The organism is Blastomonas sp. (assembly GCF_030373265.1).
Classification (GTDB): domain Bacteria; phylum Pseudomonadota; class Alphaproteobacteria; order Sphingomonadales; family Sphingomonadaceae; genus Blastomonas.
The window spans coordinates 109471-128125 of the sequence record NZ_JAUCZC010000004.1 but is presented as its reverse complement, the minus strand read 5'-3'; the positions used below and the strand labels follow the sequence as shown (position 1 = coordinate 128125).

The following is an 18655-nucleotide window of genomic DNA, read 5'->3' as shown; positions in this document are numbered from 1 at the left end:
CGCAAGCGGTAGGGGAGAGTTCAGTGTCCACCTTAAGGAAATGCCGAATTCGGCACACCCTTGCTGGCCGCCACCTTTGCATCCCAGGTCGGCCAGTCGATACTCCGCCCGGGATACGCGACCTTGGCGAACGGCCAGTCCCTCGCCACCCACGCGCGGGCCCAGGCGTATAGCTCGGCGTCGAAGCCTGCGTCGTACTCCGCCTTGGTGACCCACATCGTCACCACCGCATCATAGCCCTCGACCTCGCTGGGATAGACATAGACGCAGCCGCGCTCGCGGCTGCCGTCGGGGGTCAGCACCGCATAGGCAAACGATGTGCGTTTCTCGAACCGTGCCTGCTCGGTCTGCATGTCCTTCATCGCATCGGCGGAAGACACGTCCTTGTGCGGCCAGCTGGTGGATCGGGTGAATGTCTGCTGCAGGTGCTCGATCGACGACATATAGGCGGCGAAATCGATGTCCACGAGCTCCGGGCCCAGTGGGACGATCTTGAAGCCGGGTGTTTCAACCAGCGTCGGCACCTTGAAATCCGCTGCGACAAAGGAATTGGATGACGCGGGTCCGGCCACCGTTTGCGCGGATACCGGGTCCGCGAAGGCGGGATGACCCGCTATCAGGATTGCCAATGCCGCAATGACGCCGCCCTGCTGCTTCCAACCCATGCCGAACCCCCCAAGATATGATCCAGCGCCCAGTCTGACAGAGGAAGGGCGGTCAGCCTAGCCCCTGGGCAACTAGTCCCGCGGGAACAGCACCGCGATCCTGCCGAGCTGCTCCTTGACCGGCTCGAGTTCGTTGTCCTGCGTCTTGCCCAGCCGCACGATGGTCAGCCGCTGGCTGGGGCTGACGATGACGAACTGGCCCAGATGTCCTTGCGCGGCGAAAACATCGCCGGGGAGCAGATCGGGATAGAGGATCTTGCGCTGCCCCGCGGCGCTCGGCTTGTTGAGCCAGATGTGGCCGCCATAGGTCGGATTGTTGGGCGAACTGGTCAGCATGAAATCGACCCAGCCGCGGGTGAGGAACTGGTTGCCCGAAATCGAGCCCTTGTTGCGCAGGAATTCGCCGAATTTTGCCCAGTCGCGGGCATTGCCCTGAATGATCGACCCGCCGATCATCGTGCCCGATGCGTCGAATTCGGGCACCATCGAGGTGATACCCAAGGGTTCGAACAGCCGCCCGCGCATATAGTCGAGCATCGCCCGGCGACGCATTTCGGGGTCCTTGCTGTCGGTGAGCTGGCGGGTGATGATGTCGGCGAGGATGACTGAGGTGTTGGTGGAGTATTCGAACTTTGCGCCGGGTTCGGCCTCCAGCGGCTGGCTGGCGGCATAACGCACCATGTCGTCGCGGCCGTCGAGGAACAGCATGCGCACCTCGTCCGATTCAAACGGCGGATCGCCCGCTTCGGTGTGCTGCAGGCCCGATGCCATGTGCAACAGATGGCGCAGCGTGATCGCACCGCGCGGATCGCCGGGGCGCTTCCAGTCGGGCACCGGGGCAGGGGCATCAAGCGCCAGCCGTCCATCGGCCACCATCAGGCCGACCAATACCGCAGTCATGCTCTTGGCCATCGACCAGCTGATGAAGCGGGTGTCGTGATCGTAACCCGGCGCGTAGCGCTCGGCCACGATCTCGCCGCCGCGCATGATCAGCAAAGCACGAGTCTCGGCCATCTCGTCTTCGTCGAAGAGCCTGTCGATCTCGGCGTTGAGCGTCGCAGTGGACACGCCGGGCACGTCGGCGATCATCGTCTCGCCGCTGTCGGCCGCCTTGCTCTCGATGCCATAAAGGCCGAAAGCGGTTGCGCCAAGAAGGCCGGTTGCGGCAAGGGCGAGGAAAATGCGGTGCTTCATGGCTGCATCCATCAATCAGGCGGGGACCAATGGCAACTCGAATTATCAGTGCGATGCAGGGCGGCGGTGGGCACAGCAAGGCCAAATGGGTGCTGCTGGCGCTTCTGGTGCTGATCGTGGCGGTGTTGATCTATGCGTGGCCGACCATGCGCGCCTACAGCCAGACCGGGGCGGCCTATTCGGCGCGGGTGGTCTGCTCGTGTCGCTATATCGGCGGGCGCGGGCTTGATGACTGCGAGAAGGATCTGGAGCCGGGAATGCAGATCGTCAGCCTTAGCGAAGCCGCCAATGCGAAACGCATCGATGCGACGGTGCCGCTGATGGCGAGTGAAGCGGCCGAGTTTAGAGAAGGTTTCGGCTGTGTGCTGATGACCGAGAAGGCGCGCGAGGCCGCGCGCTGAGCGGTCGATGATCAAAAGTTGAGGATCATCTGTCCATAGGCGTAACGGGTATCGCCAAACCCCGGTGCATTGGGTGCGTCATCCAGATAGCTGCCAGTGGTGAGCAGCGCGGTACCGGCCTCCAGCCGCACCCTGTCTTCGATCAGCCAGTGGCCGAGTCGCACTTCAAGCATGTGCCCGGCAAATCGGCCCGATGTTCCTGAAGGGTCGGCAGGACCGCTGTTGCTGAACCGGTCCCGCCGGCTGTGCACCCAAGCGGGGCGCCACAACGCCATCACGTCCCAGCGCGATGCGGGTGCTGCCTCAAGCCTCAGCCCGGGCGCGATGATGTTGGTCCGCGCAAGCGGGCCGAAAATACCACTTGGGCCGAACTCCCATCGGCGCGCCCCATACAGAGTGTCGAAACGCGTGAACGTCGCGCTGCGTGGATCGTCGCCGCTGGCGATGTCGAACATCAGCGACACCCGCGGATCGCCCGGCAGGTCGGCGCTATAGCCGATTTCGGCATGCCCGAAGAACGCCCTGACGTCCTGGCGCTGCGCATTGGGCGCCAACGACTGGCGGATGGTGCCGGTCTGGACAGCCCCTTCCATGTCGATATCCCACGTGCCGGCCTCCGGCGCGCGATGCAGCCTTGCGCCCGCGGTCAGCAACTGGCGGTTGCGCGTGGCGCCATTGTCGCCATCGCGTTCGTTCAGGCCGAAGACGTTGGCCTGCAGCGTTATGCCATCGAACAGATCCGGCCGGGTGTAATGCGCCCCCCAGAAAGCGAGGTCGAAGCTCTCGCGGTCCCAGCGGACGCGGTTGGCGATCACCCCCTCACGATCGTTGGGCAGCCGGGTATGCGGCAGGACATAAAAGGCGGTGAGGGTGTCGTCGTTCGGGCCGTTCCAGTCGAGCCGCAGCCCGGTGAAGCTGTTGATCGTGTTGCGAAAGGCGTTGCGGGCAGACAGCCTGCGCGAGCCGAGGTTGAGATGCAGCCGCCCCGCCGTCAGCGCCACCGGCCCGTCGCGATAGCCGATAGACGCGCGGCTGAGCTCGAGCGCGTTGATCTCATTGGCGCCGGTGGCCCCGGGCGCATCGATCCAATAGCCGCGCGCGTCGACAAGCTCGGCCGAGAGGTGCCATGGCCCGCTGCGATAATCGGCGGCAATGGCGGTCTGGACAAAGAGACCATCGTCGCGGGACGGCAGGGCGGGGCGGTACTGCCCTTCGAGCATTTCATAGCGCACGCGCAGCGCACCCGAGAGGGTGAGGCCATCCTCGTCCGATGATTGCGCGTGCGCCGGGGCAGTGGCCATGCAGGCTGCCGTCATCACAGATAGGATTGCAAACGTGCGCACGGACATCCCCCGTGCGAAGGGATAGCCCAATTGCCGCAGGTTGTTGAGAGCGAACCGCTCAGGCAGCGAGGGCGGCAACGACCGGCTCGGTGCTGGCGATCCAGCCGCCGCCCAGCACGCGGGTGCCCGCATAGAGCACCGCGGCCTGGCCGGGCGCGACGCCGTATTCGGGCTGCAGGAACACCAGCCTGCGGTCCGGCCCGGTGCCTTCAATCCGCGCGGGCGCAGGCTTGGCAAGCGAACGCACCTTGACCTGCATCGGGCCTTCATAGCTGCCGCCGATCCAGTTCATGTCCACCACCTGCGCAGCGCGGGTTGCCAGTGCCTCGCGCGGGCCGACGATCACCTGGCGCGTGGCCGCGTCGATCTTGACGACATAGAGTGGCTCGGGCTGTCCGCCGATCTCGAGCCCCTTGCGCTGGCCGATGGTGAAATGGATCAGCCCCTTGTGCTCGCCCAGCACGCGGCCATCGATATGCACGATCGCACCGCCGGTATCCGCGTCGGGGCGGATCTTGCGCACCACCGAGGCATAATCGCCATCGGGGACGAAACAGATGTCCTGGCTGTCAGGCTTGGCCGCAACAATCAGCCCCATCTGCTGCGCCAGTTCGCGCACCTGCGGCTTGGGCAGATCGCCCAACGGAAAGCGCAGGAAATCCATCTGAGCATCGGTGGTCGCGAACAGGAAATAGCTCTGGTCACGCGCAGGGTCGTGCGCGCGGTGCAATTCGGAGCGGCCATCGCTGCCCGTCATCCGGCGGACATAGTGCCCGGTGGCAAGGCAGTCCGCCCCCAGATCGCGCGCCATCTGCAACAGATCGGTGAATTTCACCCCCATGTTGCACTGGATGCAGGGGATCGGCGTCCTGCCGGCCATATATTCGTCGGCAAAGCGCTCAACCACGGATTCGCGGAAGCGGCTTTCGTGGTCGAAAACGTAGTGCGAGATTCCGAGGCGATCGGCGACGGCGCGCGCATCGCGGATATCCTGGCCTGCGCAGCATGATCCCGCGCGCTTGACCGCAGCGCCATGATCATAAAGCTGCAGCGTGATGCCGATGGTTTCAGCGCCCGTTGCGGCTGCCAGCCCCGCCACCACCGACGAATCGACTCCACCCGACATCGCCACGACGATTCGCCGGGCCTTCATTTCGCCGTTCAGCTGGAAATCGGGGGTCATAAGGGGCTGCATGCGGCACCATGTAGCGGTGACGGCAGCTTTCTGCCAGCCCGCACCGGCAAAAAATTGCCGCCGCGTCATCGCGCCAAAATGCCGGAATTGCGGGGGTTCAGCAGCATTGGTCATGCCGAATTAACCAAGGCTAATCAGCGATGAAGGCCGCTTTTACCTGCTCTTACGGATTGGTTGGTAGACGGCTCACTATGGAAATGAGCTTCCCCCATGACATGCCCGTTCCGGCCAGCAGCACCGCGATAAGCCTGCGCCGCCTGGATATGGACATTCTGCGCGTGCTCGCCTTTTCGCCAGTGATGGCGTTGAGGCGTGCGCGGTTCGCGGGGTCTGCGATACAAGGTGGTGACCACACTCTGATGGCGCTGTTTGCCGGCACCGGACGGGCTGATCATGTCGCGATGGGAAGCTTCAATCCACACTTTGCCGTGGCGCTCGACCAGTTGAGCGTGGCGGAACAGCAAGATGAAACTGGCGTTTACCATTCTGCTTCAGTCAATCGCAAAGCCGCTCGATTACTCCGTTCGAACGCACCCATTGAAACAAATCAGGCCTTTTGAGGACATGATGATCGAGAATCAGAAAATCAAACCAGCCCAGGTCATTGGTCCGCTCGGCGAGCCTTTGACTCTGGATAACCTGCCGGCCCCCGGCACCAAGCGCTGGGTTGTACGTCGCAAGGCTGAGGTCGTGGCTGCGGTCAACGGCGGACTGCTGACGATCGACGAGGTCTGCGAACGGTATGACCTCACACTGGAAGAGTTTGCCTCTTGGCAGCGCGCGGTCGATCGGTCGGGCATGCCCGGGCTGCGGGTGACCCGCATCCAGCACTATCGCGATCTTTACGAGCGCCAGCAGCGTTACTGACGCCCGCCAATCGGCGACGAGACACGAGAAAGGGGTGCGATCCGGCTTGGATCGCACCCCTTTCTCGTTTCAGTGGCCTTGCCGCCGGGGAAGGATCCTCAGCTTTCGGCTGTGGCAGCCTCGACATCGCCCGACTCGGCAGCCTTGCGACGCGGGGCCGCGCGGCGCTTGGGCTTGGGAGCGTCTGCTTCCGGAGCGGTTTCAGGCGCTGCGCCGATGGCAGGCGGCAGGATCATCGGATCGAGACCGTTGCCTTCGGCGCCTTCGGCCGCGCGCGGCGGACGACCACGGCCCCGGCGCGGAGCCGCAGACTGATCCTGTTGGGCAGAAGCGACAGGCGAGGGCGCCTGGGGAGTATCTTGTCCGGCCTGCGGGCGGGCAGTGCGTTCCCCACGCGGCCGCGACGAACGCTCACCACTGGAATCATCGTTGCGGCTGGCATCGCGGTTGGAGTCGCGGCCTTCCGGCCGATCCTCACGCGGACGCCGTTCACGCCGAGGCTGGTTGTCGCGCGCCTCGTTGCTGCGGCCTTCGCTCTGGCGGGATTCACCCTGGCGGCTTTCGTTCTGGCGGCCCTCATTGTGACGGTTGCCCGAACGGACGTTGCCCCGATTGTCGTCGTCGCCTTCGTCCTGATCGTCATCCTGACCGTTGCGGCTCTGCTCGTCGGCATGGTCGAGCGACGAGGTATAGCCGCGCTGGCCATTGCCCTGATTGCCTGAATAGCCGCCGGTGTTGTCGTCATCGTCATCGGCATAGTCGCTGCCGGCATCGCGTCCCTGGTCTTCGCGGGGACGACGATATTCGTCCTGGCGAGCCCGGTTGTCGGCCAGCACGCGGAAATAGTGATCGGCAAACTGCAGATAATATTCGGTGGCCACGCGGTCGCCGTTCATCTGCGCGTCGTGCGCCATCTTCTTGTATTTCTCGAGCATCTGGGTGGCATTGCCACGTGCCCGGCTGTCGATCCGGTTGCCCTGATCCATGCCGCCGCTGCGGCCGGTGGGCTGCGGACGGTTATTGCCACGGCCGCGACGACGGCTCGTTCCACGATTGTTGTTCAAGATAGACGCTTCCTTATCAGTCGCAAATTGCCTGCGTGTCCTCTGCGCGCCCGTGCAGCCCGACACCTAAGAGGTGCGCGGCGCGTCCCAAGCCTTTCATCTGCTTTGAGTGGCCTTGATAAGCTGCCCTAATAAGATGACTGGGGTCAGCAAGCGTGACGGGCCATCTGCCTACATCACCTGCCTTGCTGTTCCGGTGGTAGCGGGTCGCCAATGCCTTGCCAAGCGAAATATCAAGCGACGCTGTTCCGGCGCAACATCAGTGCGCGGTCGTGCCCGGCGAGGTCCTGACGGCACGTGACCTCGAAACCACATGCTGCCGCCAGCGCGGACACATCTGCACGCTGGCTCGCGCCGATCTCTAAGATCGCGATGCCGTCTCCGGCCAGCAGATGGGGCAGGGCGGGGATGAAGATCCGGTAATCGTCGAGCCCATCGGCGCCTGCGAACAAGGCGCTGTGCGGTTCGTGCTGCATGACCTGTTCGGCAAGCGCGGCATCGGTCTCGACATAGGGCGGATTGCACAGGATCAGGTCGAACGGGCCGGGCATGCCGCGGTGCCAGCCGTCCTTCAGCCAGTTCCCATCGAGCATGTGCGCGCGGTCATCGAACCCGAGCGCCGTGGCATTGGTCCGAGCAATGTCCAGGGCGTCGGGGCTGGCATCGATACCGATGCCCTGTGCTGCGGGCCATTGCGCGAGCGCCGCCAGTAACAGCGCGCCGGATCCGGTGCCCAGATCGAGAATACGTTGCGGGGGGTGGTCCGCCAGCGCGTCGATTGCCGCCTCAATCAGCGTTTCGCTGTCGCTGCGCGGGATCAGAACGGCTGGGGTCACCTTGAGGGTCAGCGTCCAGAAGTCCTGCCGACCGATAATATAGGCCACTGGCTCGTGCGCCTGGCGGCGGGCGAGCAGGGCAGCGAAGCTGTGCGGGGCTTCATCGCGCATGCGGCTGAGCAATAGCGCGCTGCGGTCGATGCCCAGGCACTCGGCCATCAGCAGCTCGGCGTCGAGCCTGGGGGTGTCGGAGGCCCCTGCCAACGTCTGCGCCGCATCGCGCAGCGCGTCTGCAATAGGTGTCACCCTACCACTCTCGTCATTCCTGCGAAGGCGGGAATCCCGCTTTTGCGCAGCCGTTGCCGAGAAGCGGGACCCCCGTCGCCGGGGCGACGGCGCAGGTGTGTGGTGCAGCCAAGGCCATCACCCCGCCATTTCCATGTTCGCCAGCCGGCTCGCTTGGTCCTGCGCGGTGAGCGCGTCGATCAGTTCGCTCAGGCCGGCACCCGCCAAAATCTCGTCGAGCCGGTGCAGCGTCAGGTTGATGCGGTGGTCGGTCACGCGGCCTTGCGGGAAATTGTAGGTGCGGATGCGTTCGGACCGGTCGCCCGATCCGACCATCGACTTTCGCGCATCGGCCTCGGTTGCCGCCGCCTTGCTGCGTTCGAGCTCGTACAGCCGCGCACCCAGCACCTTCAGCGCCTTGGCCTTGTTCTTGTGCTGCGATTTCTCGTCTTGCTGGGTGACGACGAGGCCCGAGGGCAGGTGGGTGATCCGCACCGCGCTGTCGGTGGTGTTGACGTGCTGCCCGCCCGATCCCGATGCGCGATAGACATCGATGCGCAGATCGTTGTCGTTGATCTGGATGTCCACCGCTTCGGGCTCGGGCAGCACCGCGACTGTCGCGGCCGAGGTGTGGATGCGCCCGCCGCTTTCGGTGACGGGGACTCGCTGCACCCGGTGCACGCCGCTTTCGTATTTCAATCTGGCGAACACGCCCGCACCGTTGACCGAGGCGATGACTTCCTTGAACCCGCCGACGTCTGACGAACTCGCCGACATGATCTCGATCTTCCAGCCCTGCTCTTCGGCAAAGCGCGAATACATCCGCAACAGGTCACCCGCAAACAACGCGGCTTCATCGCCGCCGGTGCCAGCGCGGATCTCGAGCATCGCCGGGCGCATATCGGCACTGTCGCGCGGCAGCAGCTGGATCGCGAGGTGCTGTTCGGCCGCGGGCAACCGGTCGCGCAGATCCTGTGCTTCCTCGGCCGCCATTTCGATGATTTCGGGTTCGGAATCGGGCGCTGCGATCAGCCCCTGCAGCACGTCGAGCTCGGCACGCAATCGCCGCACTTCCCCCGCGGCGCGCGCGACCGGCTCGAGCTCGGCATAGTCCTTCGAGGTCCGCACGAACTCCTCGCCATCGAGCGCGCCCGACGCCATCCGCGCCTGCAGTTCCTGATAGCGCGCCTCGATCTGCGCGATCCGTTCGGGGGAGATGCGGGTCATTTAGACGCCCTGCCGATGGTCCGGTCCCCTGCGAAGGCAGGGGACCGTCTCCGCAAGGTGGTGCCGGATGCGAGCGCAGGAGATGGACCCCTGCCTTCGCAGGGGATCATGATCGGGCGTGGAGAGGTCAACGCGACCTTCATTCCCTGGCGATTCCCTGATCCAACAGTTCGGCCACCCTCGCGTGGATAGCGCTATCCGGCGCGGCCTTGATGTTGGCCTTCGCCGCCTCGCCATCATGCTGGAAGGAAATCAGCACCTTGGCGTTGATCTTTGCTGCCTTGTCGTAGCGCTTGCGCGGCGATCCGGTGGTGATCATGTCGCTGGAAATGCCGTGGTTGCGCAACGTCGCCTGCGCGGACGTGGCATCCGCGAGCGCCCGGTCATCCTCAAGCGCGATAATCACGTCGAGGCCATTGCCCAGGGCTGCAGTGTCACACAGCATCGCCAGCCGCTCGATCCCTGCGGCCCAGCCGACCGCAGGGGTGGCGGGGCCGCCAAGGGTCTCGATCAGCCCGTCATAGCGGCCACCCGCCAGCACCGTGCCCTGCGCGCCAAGCCGGTCGGTGACGAACTCGAACGCGGTGTGGCGGTAATAATCGAGCCCGCGCACCAGCCGCGCGTTGCGCGTCCAGGCAACGCCAGCGGCATCGAGACCGCTGGTCACGCTCTCGAAAAATGCACCCGCCTCGTCGGTCAGGAACCCATCGATATCGGGCGCACTGTCGGCGATCGGGCGGTCCTGCGCCTCCTTGCTGTCAAGAATGCGCAAGGGATTGCGCTCCAGCCGATCCTGCGAATCCTTGGAAAGATCGCCTTCATGCGCCTGAAAATGCGCGATCAGCGCGGCGCGCCACGCCTCGCGGCTCGTGGCATCGCCCAGCGTGTTGAGCTGCAGCGTCACGCCATCGGTGATGCCAAGTTCGCGGAGAATATGGTCGGCCATCACCAGCAGTTCGACATCGGCATGGGCGTCGCCCGCACCAATGATCTCGGCGTCGATCTGGTGGAACTGGCGGTAGCGCCCCTTTTGCGGGCGCTCGTAGCGGAACAGCGGTCCGTGCGTCGCCAGCTTGAGCGGCGCATATTGCTGCCAGCCATTGGTGAGATACGCGCGCGCTAGCCCTGCGGTGAACTCGGGCCGCAGCGTCAGCGAATCGCCGCCCCTGTCATCGAACGAATACATTTCTTTCGACACCACATCGGTGGTCTCGCCCAGCGACCGCGCGAACACCGCAGTCGCCTCGAACACCGGCATTTCCACCCGGCGAAAGTTGTAGAGGCGGCGCACGCGACCGAACGTATCGACCACATGGCCGAAGCGCTCCTGCTCGTCGCCAAAGATGTCCTGCGTCCCGCGGATCGCGCCCGGTGTTGTAATTTTGCCCATAATCCGCCGCCATTAGCGACTTTTTCGCGTCACGCCAAACAGGCGGGTGCATTTTTTTGGGACGGAGGCTTATGGTGAGGTTCAATTGCCGGTCACCGGAACGCAAGCGCCATCAAATCCTCTCCTGGAACGGAGAGGTGGCAGCCCGCCAGGGCTGACGGAGGGGAAGCGGGATTGCGCCTTTTCTGCCAAAAGGCGCAATCCCGCTTCCCCTCCGCCGCTACGCGGTCCCCCTCCCTGTACCGGGGAGGATTTTGAATGATAAGAAGGGTCGAACACTTGCGTCATCTCCTCACTGCCTCCTGCCTTGCCATTTCCCTCGCAGCCTTTCCCGCCTTTGCTCAGGCACCGGTGCAGAACAGCGTGCCGCAGCCGCAGCCAATCGTCGATACGGTCCCCGCCGCGCGCGACATTGCCTTCCCCGGGGTCATGGCGATCGAGGTCGACGCAACCGACGTCCAACGCGCGATCTTTTCGGTCAAGCAGACCATTCCGGTACCGCAGGATGCTCGCGCCGCCGGGCGGTTTACCGTGCTGTACCCGCAATGGCTGCCGGGCAACCACGCACCGCGCGGCGAGATCGAGAAGGTGGTGGGACTGACATTCAGTGCCGGCGGCAAGCCTTTGGCGTGGCAGCGTGATTCGCTCGACGTCAACGCGTTCCATGTCACCGTTCCGGCAGGCGCGCGCGATATCGTCGCGAACTTCCAGTTCGTCAGTCCTACGGCCTCGAACCAGGGCCGGGTGGTGATGGCGCCCAAGATGATGAACCTGCGCTGGAACAACGTGTCGCTGTACCCGGCGGGCTATTTTGCCCGCAACATCCCCGTCGATGCCAGCGTCACCTGGCCTGCAGGCTGGCAGGCGGGCAGTGCGATGCGCGCCAAGCGCACGACAGGGGCCAAAGTCGCCTACGAACGCGTCGATTTCGATACCCTGGTCGACAGCCCGATGTTCGCCGGCGCGCATTTCAGAAGCTGGCCGCTGTCCGACAAGGTGACGCTCAACGTCGTGGCCGATGCGCCCGAGTTCCTCGCCGCCACCCCCGACCAGATCGAGGCGCACAAAAGGCTGGTGGCCGAGGCCGAGCATCTGTTCGGCGCGCGCCAGTATGACCGCTACGATTTCCTGCTGTCGCTGTCGGACGAAATGAGCGGGATCGGCATAGAGCATCACCGCAGCAGCGAAAACGGTGTCGGCACGGGCTATTTCACCGACTGGGCCAAGGGACCGGGATCGCGCAACCTGCTGCCGCACGAGATGACGCACAGCTGGAATGGCAAGTTCCGCCGTCCGCAGGGCATATGGGCGCCGGATTTTCGCACCCCCAGCCGCGACGATCTGTTGTGGGTGTATGAAGGCCAGACCCAGTTCTGGGGCTATGTGCTGGGCGCGCGATCGGGGCTGTTCAGCTTTCAGGACACGCTCGATGCCTTGGCCAATATCGCCGCAGGGCTGGACCGCCGCACGGGGCGCGAATGGCGACCGCTGGTCGATACCGCGCATGATCCCATCATTTCCGCGAGGCGCCCCAAGGCCTGGGCGAGCTGGCAGCGCAGCGAGGACTATTACAATGAGGGGATGCTGGTGTGGCTCGAGGCCGACCAGATCATCCGCCGCGAATCGGCGGGCACCAAATCCCTGCAGGATTTTGCGCGCAGCTTCATGGCCGGGCGCGATGGCGATTGGGGCGTCGTGACCTACGAGCTGCCTGATGTGATCGCCGCTCTCAACGCCGTGCAACCGTACGATTGGCAGGGATTTCTCCAGAGGCGCGTTTACGAGGTCACCAAGGAAGCCCCCAAGCAGGGGCTCGAGCTGGGGGGCTATGAGCTGGTCTATGTGGCGGAACCCAGCGCCTATATCCGGTCCGGCGAAGCCGCGTCGGGCACTGCGGATTTGAGCCATTCGATCGGCCTGACCGTGGACCGCGAAGGCAAGGTCACGCAGGTGATGTGGGGCAGCCCGGCGTTTGACGCCGGGATGACGGTGGGCGATCAGATCACCGGTGTCGGCGGCCGCGATTACTCCGGCGATGCGCTGAAGGCGGCGGTTGCCGCAACCAGCAGCGGCACCAAGCTCGAGCTGTTGGTCAAGCGTGGCAAAAGATACCGTGAAACCACGCTTTCCTATAAAGGCGGCTTGCGCTATCCGGCGCTCCGCAAGACGGGGCAGGGCGAGACAGGCCTTGACCGGCTGCTTGCGCCGCAAACCCGCTGAACGCTGAAAAACGGGCGCGACCGTTCAGCGAAAAACCAGAACAAAGGCCTTCTTCCTTATGTTTATCAAAGAAATTCCGATCGGCAAGAATCCGCCAAACAATGTCAATGTCATCATCGAGGTGCCCACTGGCGGCGAACCGGTGAAGTACGAGTTCGACAAGACGTCGGGCGCGCTGTTCGTTGACCGTATCCTGCACACGCCGATGCGCTACCCCGCCAATTACGGCTTTATCCCGCACACGCTGTCGCCCGATGGCGATCCGCTCGATGCGCTGGTGGTGGCACGTTCACCGTTCATCCCCGGATGCGTGGTCCGCGCCCGGCCGATTGCGGTGCTCAATCTGGAAGACGAACACGGCGGCGACGAGAAGATTGTCTGTGTTCCCGACACCGACACCTTCCCGTACTATACCGATGTCCGCGAAAAGAGCGACCTGCCCGACATCGTCTTTGCGCAGATCGAGCACTTCTTCACCCACTACAAGGATCTGGAAGCCGAAAAGTGGGTGCGAATCGGCAAATGGGGCGACGCTGCAGAAGCGCGTCAGGTGATCATCGAGGCGATCGAACGCGCCAAGACGACCAAGGCCGGCTGATGCGCCGCGGGCCAGGGGATCGTCGCACGACGCCGCGCATCTGCGCGCTGGTCGCGATCGGTGCCTCTGCCCTGATGCTTGCCGGGTGCGCGACCCCTGAGGCGCGCACCCGCGCCGCGCTGGAAAACACCGGTCTCAGCGCTCCGGTCTCGGAGTGCATGGCGCAGCGGATGGTCGACCGGCTTTCGCTGGCGCAGTTGCAGCGGCTTGGTCGCCTCGGGCGCCTACAGCGCGCTGGCGACTTCGAAGAATTCCTGCGGCTGACGCGCGGCTTGCGCGATCCTGAAATCCTGGCTGTGGTCAGTTCGTCGGGAGTGGTGTGCGTTGTGCGCAACTGAGCGGCACCCAACACAGACCGACTGGCGCGATTGCGGGGTTTCCTTTACGGCGCGTCTATGCTTTAGCGCCCCTCACAACCGTTCATCGACCGCTTACTGGCCCGGTGTCGACCGCTTGTGAGTCGCACGCCCGGCCCGCTCAGAAAGGCATGGGATCCTTCATGAACATCCACGAATATCAGGCCAAGGAACTGCTCGCGAAGTACGGCATCGGCATCCCCACCGGGCATGCTGCATTGACCGTCGAAGAAGCGGTAGCCGGCGCCGAAAAGCTCCCCGGACCGCTGTATGTCGTCAAGGCGCAGATCCATGCCGGTGGTCGCGGCAAGGGCAAGTTCACCGAACTGGGCGCGGATGCCAAGGGCGGTGTCCGCCTCGCCAAGTCGATCGACGATGTCCGCAAAGATGCCGGCGAAATGCTCGGCAACACGCTCGTCACGATCCAGACCGGTGACGCGGGCAAGCAGGTCAACCGCCTGTACGTCACCGACGGCGTCGATATCGAATCCGAGTACTATCTCTCGATGCTGGTCGATCGCAAATCGGGCCGCGTCGCGATGATCGTCTCGACCGAAGGCGGCATGGACATCGAGACCGTGGCGCATGACACCCCTGAGCGCATCACCACGATCACCATCGATCCCGCGCAGGGCTTCCAGCCGCACCACGGCCGCGCCGTGGCGTTCGCGCTCCGGCTGACCGGTGACCTCAACAAGCAGGCCGCCAAGCTTGCCCAGCAGCTCTATACCGCATTCATGGATCTCGATTGCGCGATGCTCGAGATCAACCCGCTGGTCGAAACCAAGGACGGCAAGCTGCTGGTGCTCGACACCAAGATGAGCTTCGATTCGAACGCGCTCTATCGTCACCCCGATGTCGAGAAGCTGCGCGACGAGACCGAGGAAGACCCGATGGAGGTCGAAGCCTCCAAGTACGACCTCGCCTATATCAAGCTCGATGGCGACATCGGCTGCATGGTCAACGGCGCCGGCCTTGCCATGGCGACGATGGACATCATCAAGCTCAACGGCATGTTCCCCGCCAACTTCCTCGATGTCGGTGGCGGCGCGAGCAAGGAAAAGGTGACCGCGGCGTTCAAGATCATCCTGTCCGATCCGGCGGTGAAGGGCATCCTGGTCAACATCTTCGGCGGCATCATGAAGTGCGACATCATCGCCGAAGGCATCGTCGCTGCGGCCAAGGAAGTGAACCTTTCGGTGCCGCTGGTGGTTCGTCTCGAAGGCACCAACGTAGCCGAAGGCAAGGCGATCCTGGCCAATTCGGGCCTGCCGATCGTCAGCGCCGACAATCTGGGCGACGCTGCCGAGAAGATCGTCGCACAGGTCAAGCAGGCGGCTTGAGCTTGCGATCCCGGTCCCCTGCGAAGGCAGGGGCCCATCTCCTGACCGCTGCGTCCAGTTGACAGCTTAGGAGATGGACCCCCGCCTTCGCGGGGGACCGGGGCTTGGGGCGCAGGGGACATCTGTGCACCACTTGACGTTTACGTGAACGGAAACTAAATCTGTCTCACGACCATTAGGGAAGGAAGCGCCATGAAGATCCTTGTGCCCGTGAAACGGGTTATCGATTACAACGTGAAGCCGCGCGTGAAGGCGGATGGGTCGGGTGTCGACCTCGCCAACGTCAAGATGAGCATGAACCCGTTCGACGAAATCGCCGTCGAAGAGGCGCTGCGCATCAAGGAAGCGGGCAACGCCGAAGAGGTCATCGCCGTCTCGGTCGGGCCTGCCAAGGCTGCCGAAACGCTGCGCACCGCGCTCGCCATGGGCGCCGATCGCGCGATCCTGATCGAAACCGACGAAACCGTCGAGCCTTTGGCCGTCGCCAAGCTGCTCGCCAAGGTGGCGGCTGAGGAAAATCCCGGCCTGATCCTGCTGGGCAAGCAGGCGATCGACGATGACAGCAACCAGACCGGCCAGATGCTCGCAGCCTTGCTCGGCTGGGGCCAGGCGACGTTCGCCAACACGGTCACCGTAGAAGCCGGCAGCATCACCGTCGCGCGCGACGTCGATGGCGGCCTGCAGACGGTCAAGCTCAATACGCCTGCGATCGTCACCACCGATCTTCGCCTCAACGAGCCGCGGTATGCCTCGCTGCCCAACATCATGAAGGCGAAGAAGAAGCCGCTCGATACCAAGACCCCTGCGGATTACGGCGTGGACATCACCCCGCGTCTGACCACGCTCAAGGTTGCCGAACCGCCGGTGCGCAGCGCCGGCATCAAGGTGGCGGATGTCGACGCTCTGGTTGAAAAGCTCAAGACAATGGGAGTTGGCGCATGAAGACGCTCGTATGGGTTGAACATGACAATGCGGTCATGAAGGATGCAACGCTGGCTGTGGTCACCGCCGCCAGCCAGCTGGGTGAAGTCCACGCGCTGGTCGCGGGCAAGGGCTGTGCTGCGGTGGCCGATCAGGTCGCCAAGGTCGCCGGTGTCAGCACCGTGCACCTCGCAGATGACGCGGCACTCGAAAACGCATTGGCTGAAAACGTCGCGCCGCTGATCGCCGACCTGATGGGCCATCACGACGCGTTCCTCGCGCCCGCCACCACCACCGGCAAGAACATCGCGCCGCGCGTGGCTGCGCTGCTTGACGTGATGCAGATCTCGGACATCCTTTCGGTCGAGGGTCCCAAGACCTTCACCCGTCCGATCTATGCCGGCAACGCGATTGCCACCGTCGAATCGTCGGATGCAAAGCTGGTGATCACTGTGCGCGGCACCGCGTTCGACAAGGCCGCGACCGAAGGCGGCTCGGGCAAGGTCGAATCGATCGGCGGCGCATCGGATGCCGGCCTGTCGAGCTTCGTCAGCGCCGAGATCGCCAAGAGCGAGCGGCCTGAACTGACCAGCGCCAAGATCATCGTATCGGGTGGCCGTGCGCTGGGTTCGGGCGAGAAGTTCGAGGAAGTGATCACGCCGCTCGCCGACAAGCTCGGCGCAGGCATCGGTGCATCGCGCGCCGCGGTCGATGCCGGCTATGTCCCCAACGACTATCAGGTCGGCCAGACCGGCAAGATCGTTGCGCCTGAGGTGTACATCGCGGTCGGCATTTCCGGCGCGATCCAGCACCTTGCCGGCATGAAGGACTCCAAGACCATCGTCGCCATCAACAAGGACGAGGACGCCCCGATTTTCCAGGTGGCCGATATCGGCCTGGTCGCGGACCTGTTCACCGCGGTACCGGAGCTGACCAGCAAGCTTTGATCGACGGGACCAACCTATTGCAGAAAAGGCGGCTCTTGCGGGCCGCCTTTTTTGTGTCTGATGCGTTATACGGTTCTGTAGCGGCGCTTTTCGGATGCCGAACCGGGCTCTCGGCCATGGTTTGCCGGGATATTCGCCTTGAACCTGGATCGCCGCCATGCTGCCAATAATGCAATGGGTGCTCAAGCGCGGCTTTCAGCTCTTGGCGCTGTTCCTGCTGATCGTGACGATCCTCGCATTGTGGCAGAACCTGCCCGGCCGGGTCGCCGAATGGCAACGCGAAGCGGTTGCGATCCAGTCGACATCGGATACGCTGACCGCATCGCAGGGCGCGTTCGCGCAGCAGGCCGACAGTGCTGTCCGATCCGCCGACGCCGAAATCGAACGTTTGCGCGGGGCCACGGCGGCGCAGCTCGATATCGCAGCGCGTGACATCGCGGACAGGCGTCGTCGGACGGACGCGCGTATCCTGTCGCCGACGCAGCTGGCTCTGGCCGCCGCCCAGGGATCATCGGAGCGTATCCTTGCGAGCTACCGCGCCGAATATGTCGACAGTCCGGTGCTCACACGGGCGGCCGCGCTCGTCGCATTGCGGCGGCAGAATCTGGCGACCGCGTTTGAGCGCCAATCGCTTGCATCGGCAACAGCGGCGCACGAACGCCAACGCCAGGCCTTCAATGCGCGGGTGCGCCAGCGCAATGCCCTGGCCCAGCTGGCGCGGACCCAGCGTCGCGATCCGCTGTGCCGCAGTGTGGCTGTCCCGGTGGTCTGCACACGGGTGATCCAGCTTCGGCAGATGGACAGCGAACTGGACACAGCGCGTGCGGCGCTGGCGGCCAGCGCTCAAACGCTCGCGGGCCGGCGCGCGGCTGTGCGCGCCATGTCGCTGCAGCGCGAGACCGTGGCGGATAGCGCGCAGATCGCTCGCGAGGCCAACCGCGCATTGGCTCAGAGGGTCGATGCTCTGTCGGCAGATGCCGCTTCCAGAGCCCCTAATCTGGTTCGCTCGGCGCTGAAGCAGCACGGATTGCATGCGGCCCTGCTGGTGCTGCTCGCGGTGCTGCTTCCGCCGGTTTATGCGATGTTCCGCTACTTCGTGCTGGCAAGGTTGATCGACCGAAGCACCGGGCTGACGCTTCGCGACGCTGGTCCCGGTTCCGCTGCCAGCCGATCGGAAACCTCGATCCAGGTTCCGATCGACAGCCACACCGAATTGCTGCTGCGATCAGGCGTGCAGGAACGCGCGGTCCATGCGCGCGCCGATGATGTTCTGGTGCTCGACTGGTCGATTCCGTTGACCTGCCTGGCAGCGGGTCTGGTCAATCTGCAACGCTTTAAAAGCCCCCAGCCCGATCATGTCACGGTTTCGGCAGCCGATGGCGAGCAGCACCATGAACTGGCGCTGGTGACGGTCCCGGCTGGTGGGGCCGTGGTGCTCAAGCCGCGCGCGCTGATCGGTGTGATCAAGCCGCGCGGCGAACGTCTGGTCATCGAGCGCCGGTGGCGGTTCGGGTCGCTGGTCTCGTGGATGACGATGCAGTTTCGGTATCTGATCTTTGCAGGGCCGTGCACCTTGATCGTGCAGGGCAACCGGGGGGTGCAGGTCACCCAGGCGACCGATGGCCGGGCGATCAGCCGGCGGCTGGTGCTCGGGTTCGATGCCGGGCTGGCTTACAGCGCGGTGCGCTCCGCCTCGTTCCGCCCGTATCTCTTCGGTCAGGCCAGTCTGTTCGACGACCGGTTCGATGGGACAGGCAGCTATATCCACCAGCCCCGGCCAGACGGGGCGGTCCGACGCGGGTTTCTGGGGCGCGGGCTGAAGGGCGTAGGCGACGCGGTGCTCAACGCCTTTGGCGTTTGATC

Annotated in this window: 18 protein-coding genes; 10 read left to right on the top strand and 8 right to left on the bottom strand. The window is 64.3% G+C overall.

Going from position 1 to position 18655, the window contains the following annotated elements; genetic code table 11:
• Nucleotides 1–32: 32 nt before the first annotated feature.
• A complete protein-coding gene (locus tag QUV11_RS03830) occupies nucleotides 33–665 on the bottom strand; it encodes a twin-arginine translocation pathway signal protein (RefSeq protein ID WP_300880644.1) in 633 nt (210 codons plus the stop codon).
• 72 nt (nucleotides 666–737) lie between these two features.
• The gene (locus tag QUV11_RS03825) at nucleotides 738–1859 is read right to left on the bottom strand and encodes a serine hydrolase (protein WP_300880643.1); all 1122 of its coding nucleotides are present in this window, start codon (nucleotides 1857–1859) and stop codon (nucleotides 738–740) included.
• A 29-nt stretch (nucleotides 1860–1888) separates the two neighbouring features.
• Between QUV11_RS03825 and QUV11_RS03820 the strand changes: the two genes are divergently transcribed.
• Nucleotides 1889–2260, top strand: coding sequence for a hypothetical protein (locus tag QUV11_RS03820; protein ID WP_300880642.1), 372 nt, complete (start codon nucleotides 1889–1891; stop codon nucleotides 2258–2260).
• Between the two features lie 11 nt (nucleotides 2261–2271).
• On the opposite strand, the gene QUV11_RS03815 is transcribed toward QUV11_RS03820, so the two are convergent.
• Nucleotides 2272–3561 (bottom strand): alginate export family protein, encoded by a 1290-nt coding sequence (locus QUV11_RS03815; protein ID WP_300880641.1) that lies wholly within the window; start codon nucleotides 3559–3561, stop codon nucleotides 2272–2274.
• A 100-nt stretch (nucleotides 3562–3661) separates the two neighbouring features.
• A complete protein-coding gene (gene mnmA / locus QUV11_RS03810; protein ID WP_300880640.1) occupies nucleotides 3662–4786 on the bottom strand; it encodes a tRNA 2-thiouridine(34) synthase MnmA in 1125 nt (374 codons plus the stop codon).
• Nucleotides 4787–4938: 152 nt separating this feature from the next.
• Here mnmA and QUV11_RS03805 point away from each other — a divergent pair, with 152 nt between their 5' ends.
• Both QUV11_RS03805 and QUV11_RS03800 read left to right on the top strand, forming a co-directional pair.
• Nucleotides 4939–5358: a hypothetical protein gene (locus tag QUV11_RS03805; RefSeq protein WP_300880639.1), complete on the top strand. Its 420-nt coding sequence runs from the start codon at nucleotides 4939–4941 to the stop codon at nucleotides 5356–5358.
• Nucleotides 5359–5365: 7 nt separating this feature from the next.
• Nucleotides 5366–5665 (top strand): DUF1153 domain-containing protein, encoded by a 300-nt coding sequence (locus QUV11_RS03800; protein WP_017670538.1) that lies wholly within the window; start codon nucleotides 5366–5368, stop codon nucleotides 5663–5665.
• A 98-nt stretch (nucleotides 5666–5763) separates the two neighbouring features.
• On the opposite strand, the gene QUV11_RS03795 is transcribed toward QUV11_RS03800, so the two are convergent.
• From QUV11_RS03795 to hisS, 4 genes are all read right to left on the bottom strand, one after another.
• Nucleotides 5764–6729: a DUF4167 domain-containing protein gene (locus tag QUV11_RS03795; RefSeq protein ID WP_300880638.1), complete on the bottom strand. Its 966-nt coding sequence runs from the start codon at nucleotides 6727–6729 to the stop codon at nucleotides 5764–5766.
• Between the two features lie 233 nt (nucleotides 6730–6962).
• Nucleotides 6963–7811 (bottom strand): peptide chain release factor N(5)-glutamine methyltransferase, encoded by an 849-nt coding sequence (gene prmC / locus QUV11_RS03790; protein ID WP_300880637.1) that lies wholly within the window; start codon nucleotides 7809–7811, stop codon nucleotides 6963–6965.
• 117 nt (nucleotides 7812–7928) lie between these two features.
• Nucleotides 7929–9017, bottom strand: coding sequence for a peptide chain release factor 1 (prfA, locus tag QUV11_RS03785; RefSeq protein ID WP_300880636.1), 1089 nt, complete (start codon nucleotides 9015–9017; stop codon nucleotides 7929–7931).
• A 139-nt stretch (nucleotides 9018–9156) separates the two neighbouring features.
• Nucleotides 9157–10407, bottom strand: coding sequence for a histidine--tRNA ligase (gene hisS, locus QUV11_RS03780; protein ID WP_300880635.1), 1251 nt, complete (start codon nucleotides 10405–10407; stop codon nucleotides 9157–9159).
• Between the two features lie 279 nt (nucleotides 10408–10686).
• Here hisS and QUV11_RS03775 point away from each other — a divergent pair, with 279 nt between their 5' ends.
• The 7 genes from QUV11_RS03775 to QUV11_RS03745 all read left to right on the top strand — a co-directional run bounded on the left by QUV11_RS03775 (nucleotide 10687) and on the right by QUV11_RS03745 (nucleotide 18653).
• Nucleotides 10687–12627, top strand: a complete 1941-nt coding sequence (locus QUV11_RS03775) for a M61 family metallopeptidase (RefSeq protein ID WP_367279838.1) — start codon at nucleotides 10687–10689, stop codon at nucleotides 12625–12627.
• 58 nt (nucleotides 12628–12685) lie between these two features.
• Nucleotides 12686–13225, top strand: a complete 540-nt coding sequence (ppa, locus tag QUV11_RS03770) for an inorganic diphosphatase (protein WP_300880633.1) — start codon at nucleotides 12686–12688, stop codon at nucleotides 13223–13225.
• Entirely contained in the window at nucleotides 13225–13563 is a 339-nt protein-coding gene (locus QUV11_RS03765) for a hypothetical protein (RefSeq protein WP_300880632.1), read from the top strand. The genes ppa and QUV11_RS03765 overlap by 1 nt, the downstream gene beginning before the upstream one ends.
• A gap of 161 nt (nucleotides 13564–13724) precedes the next feature.
• Nucleotides 13725–14924 (top strand): ADP-forming succinate--CoA ligase subunit beta, encoded by a 1200-nt coding sequence (gene sucC / locus QUV11_RS03760; RefSeq protein ID WP_300880631.1) that lies wholly within the window; start codon nucleotides 13725–13727, stop codon nucleotides 14922–14924.
• Between the two features lie 192 nt (nucleotides 14925–15116).
• Nucleotides 15117–15866, top strand: a complete 750-nt coding sequence (locus tag QUV11_RS03755; RefSeq protein ID WP_300880630.1) for an electron transfer flavoprotein subunit beta/FixA family protein — start codon at nucleotides 15117–15119, stop codon at nucleotides 15864–15866.
• The gene (locus tag QUV11_RS03750) at nucleotides 15863–16792 is read left to right on the top strand and encodes an electron transfer flavoprotein subunit alpha/FixB family protein (protein WP_300880629.1); all 930 of its coding nucleotides are present in this window, start codon (nucleotides 15863–15865) and stop codon (nucleotides 16790–16792) included. Before QUV11_RS03755 ends, QUV11_RS03750 begins: the two co-directional genes overlap by 4 nt.
• Before the next feature lie 157 nt (nucleotides 16793–16949).
• Entirely contained in the window at nucleotides 16950–18653 is a 1704-nt protein-coding gene (locus QUV11_RS03745; RefSeq protein WP_300880628.1) for a hypothetical protein, read from the top strand.
• The last annotated feature ends 2 nt before the right edge of the window (nucleotides 18654–18655 follow it).

Excerpts from the sequence above, each read along its gene's own strand:
- QUV11_RS03805 (WP_300880639.1), top strand. The coding sequence starts at position 4,939 with ATGAAGGCCGCTTTTACCTGCTCTTACGGATTGGTTGGTAGACGGCTC.
- ppa (WP_300880633.1), top strand. The coding sequence starts at position 12,686 with ATGTTTATCAAAGAAATTCCGATCGGCAAGAATCCGCCAAACAATGTC.
- sucC (WP_300880631.1), top strand. The coding sequence starts at position 13,725 with ATGAACATCCACGAATATCAGGCCAAGGAACTGCTCGCGAAGTACGGC.
- QUV11_RS03765 (WP_300880632.1), top strand. The coding sequence starts at position 13,225 with ATGCGCCGCGGGCCAGGGGATCGTCGCACGACGCCGCGCATCTGCGCG.
- QUV11_RS03755 (WP_300880630.1), top strand. The coding sequence starts at position 15,117 with ATGAAGATCCTTGTGCCCGTGAAACGGGTTATCGATTACAACGTGAAG.
- QUV11_RS03825 (WP_300880643.1), bottom strand. The coding sequence starts at position 1,859 with ATGAAGCACCGCATTTTCCTCGCCCTTGCCGCAACCGGCCTTCTTGGC.
- QUV11_RS03745 (WP_300880628.1), top strand. The coding sequence starts at position 16,950 with ATGCTGCCAATAATGCAATGGGTGCTCAAGCGCGGCTTTCAGCTCTTG.
- QUV11_RS03750 (WP_300880629.1), top strand. The coding sequence starts at position 15,863 with ATGAAGACGCTCGTATGGGTTGAACATGACAATGCGGTCATGAAGGAT.
- hisS (WP_300880635.1), bottom strand. The coding sequence starts at position 10,407 with ATGGGCAAAATTACAACACCGGGCGCGATCCGCGGGACGCAGGACATC.
- prfA (WP_300880636.1), bottom strand. The coding sequence starts at position 9,017 with ATGACCCGCATCTCCCCCGAACGGATCGCGCAGATCGAGGCGCGCTAT.
- mnmA (WP_300880640.1), bottom strand. The coding sequence starts at position 4,786 with ATGACCCCCGATTTCCAGCTGAACGGCGAAATGAAGGCCCGGCGAATC.
- QUV11_RS03800 (WP_017670538.1), top strand. The coding sequence starts at position 5,366 with ATGATCGAGAATCAGAAAATCAAACCAGCCCAGGTCATTGGTCCGCTC.
- QUV11_RS03830 (WP_300880644.1), bottom strand. The coding sequence starts at position 665 with ATGGGTTGGAAGCAGCAGGGCGGCGTCATTGCGGCATTGGCAATCCTG.
- QUV11_RS03820 (WP_300880642.1), top strand. The coding sequence starts at position 1,889 with ATGGCAACTCGAATTATCAGTGCGATGCAGGGCGGCGGTGGGCACAGC.
- QUV11_RS03815 (WP_300880641.1), bottom strand. The coding sequence starts at position 3,561 with ATGGCCACTGCCCCGGCGCACGCGCAATCATCGGACGAGGATGGCCTC.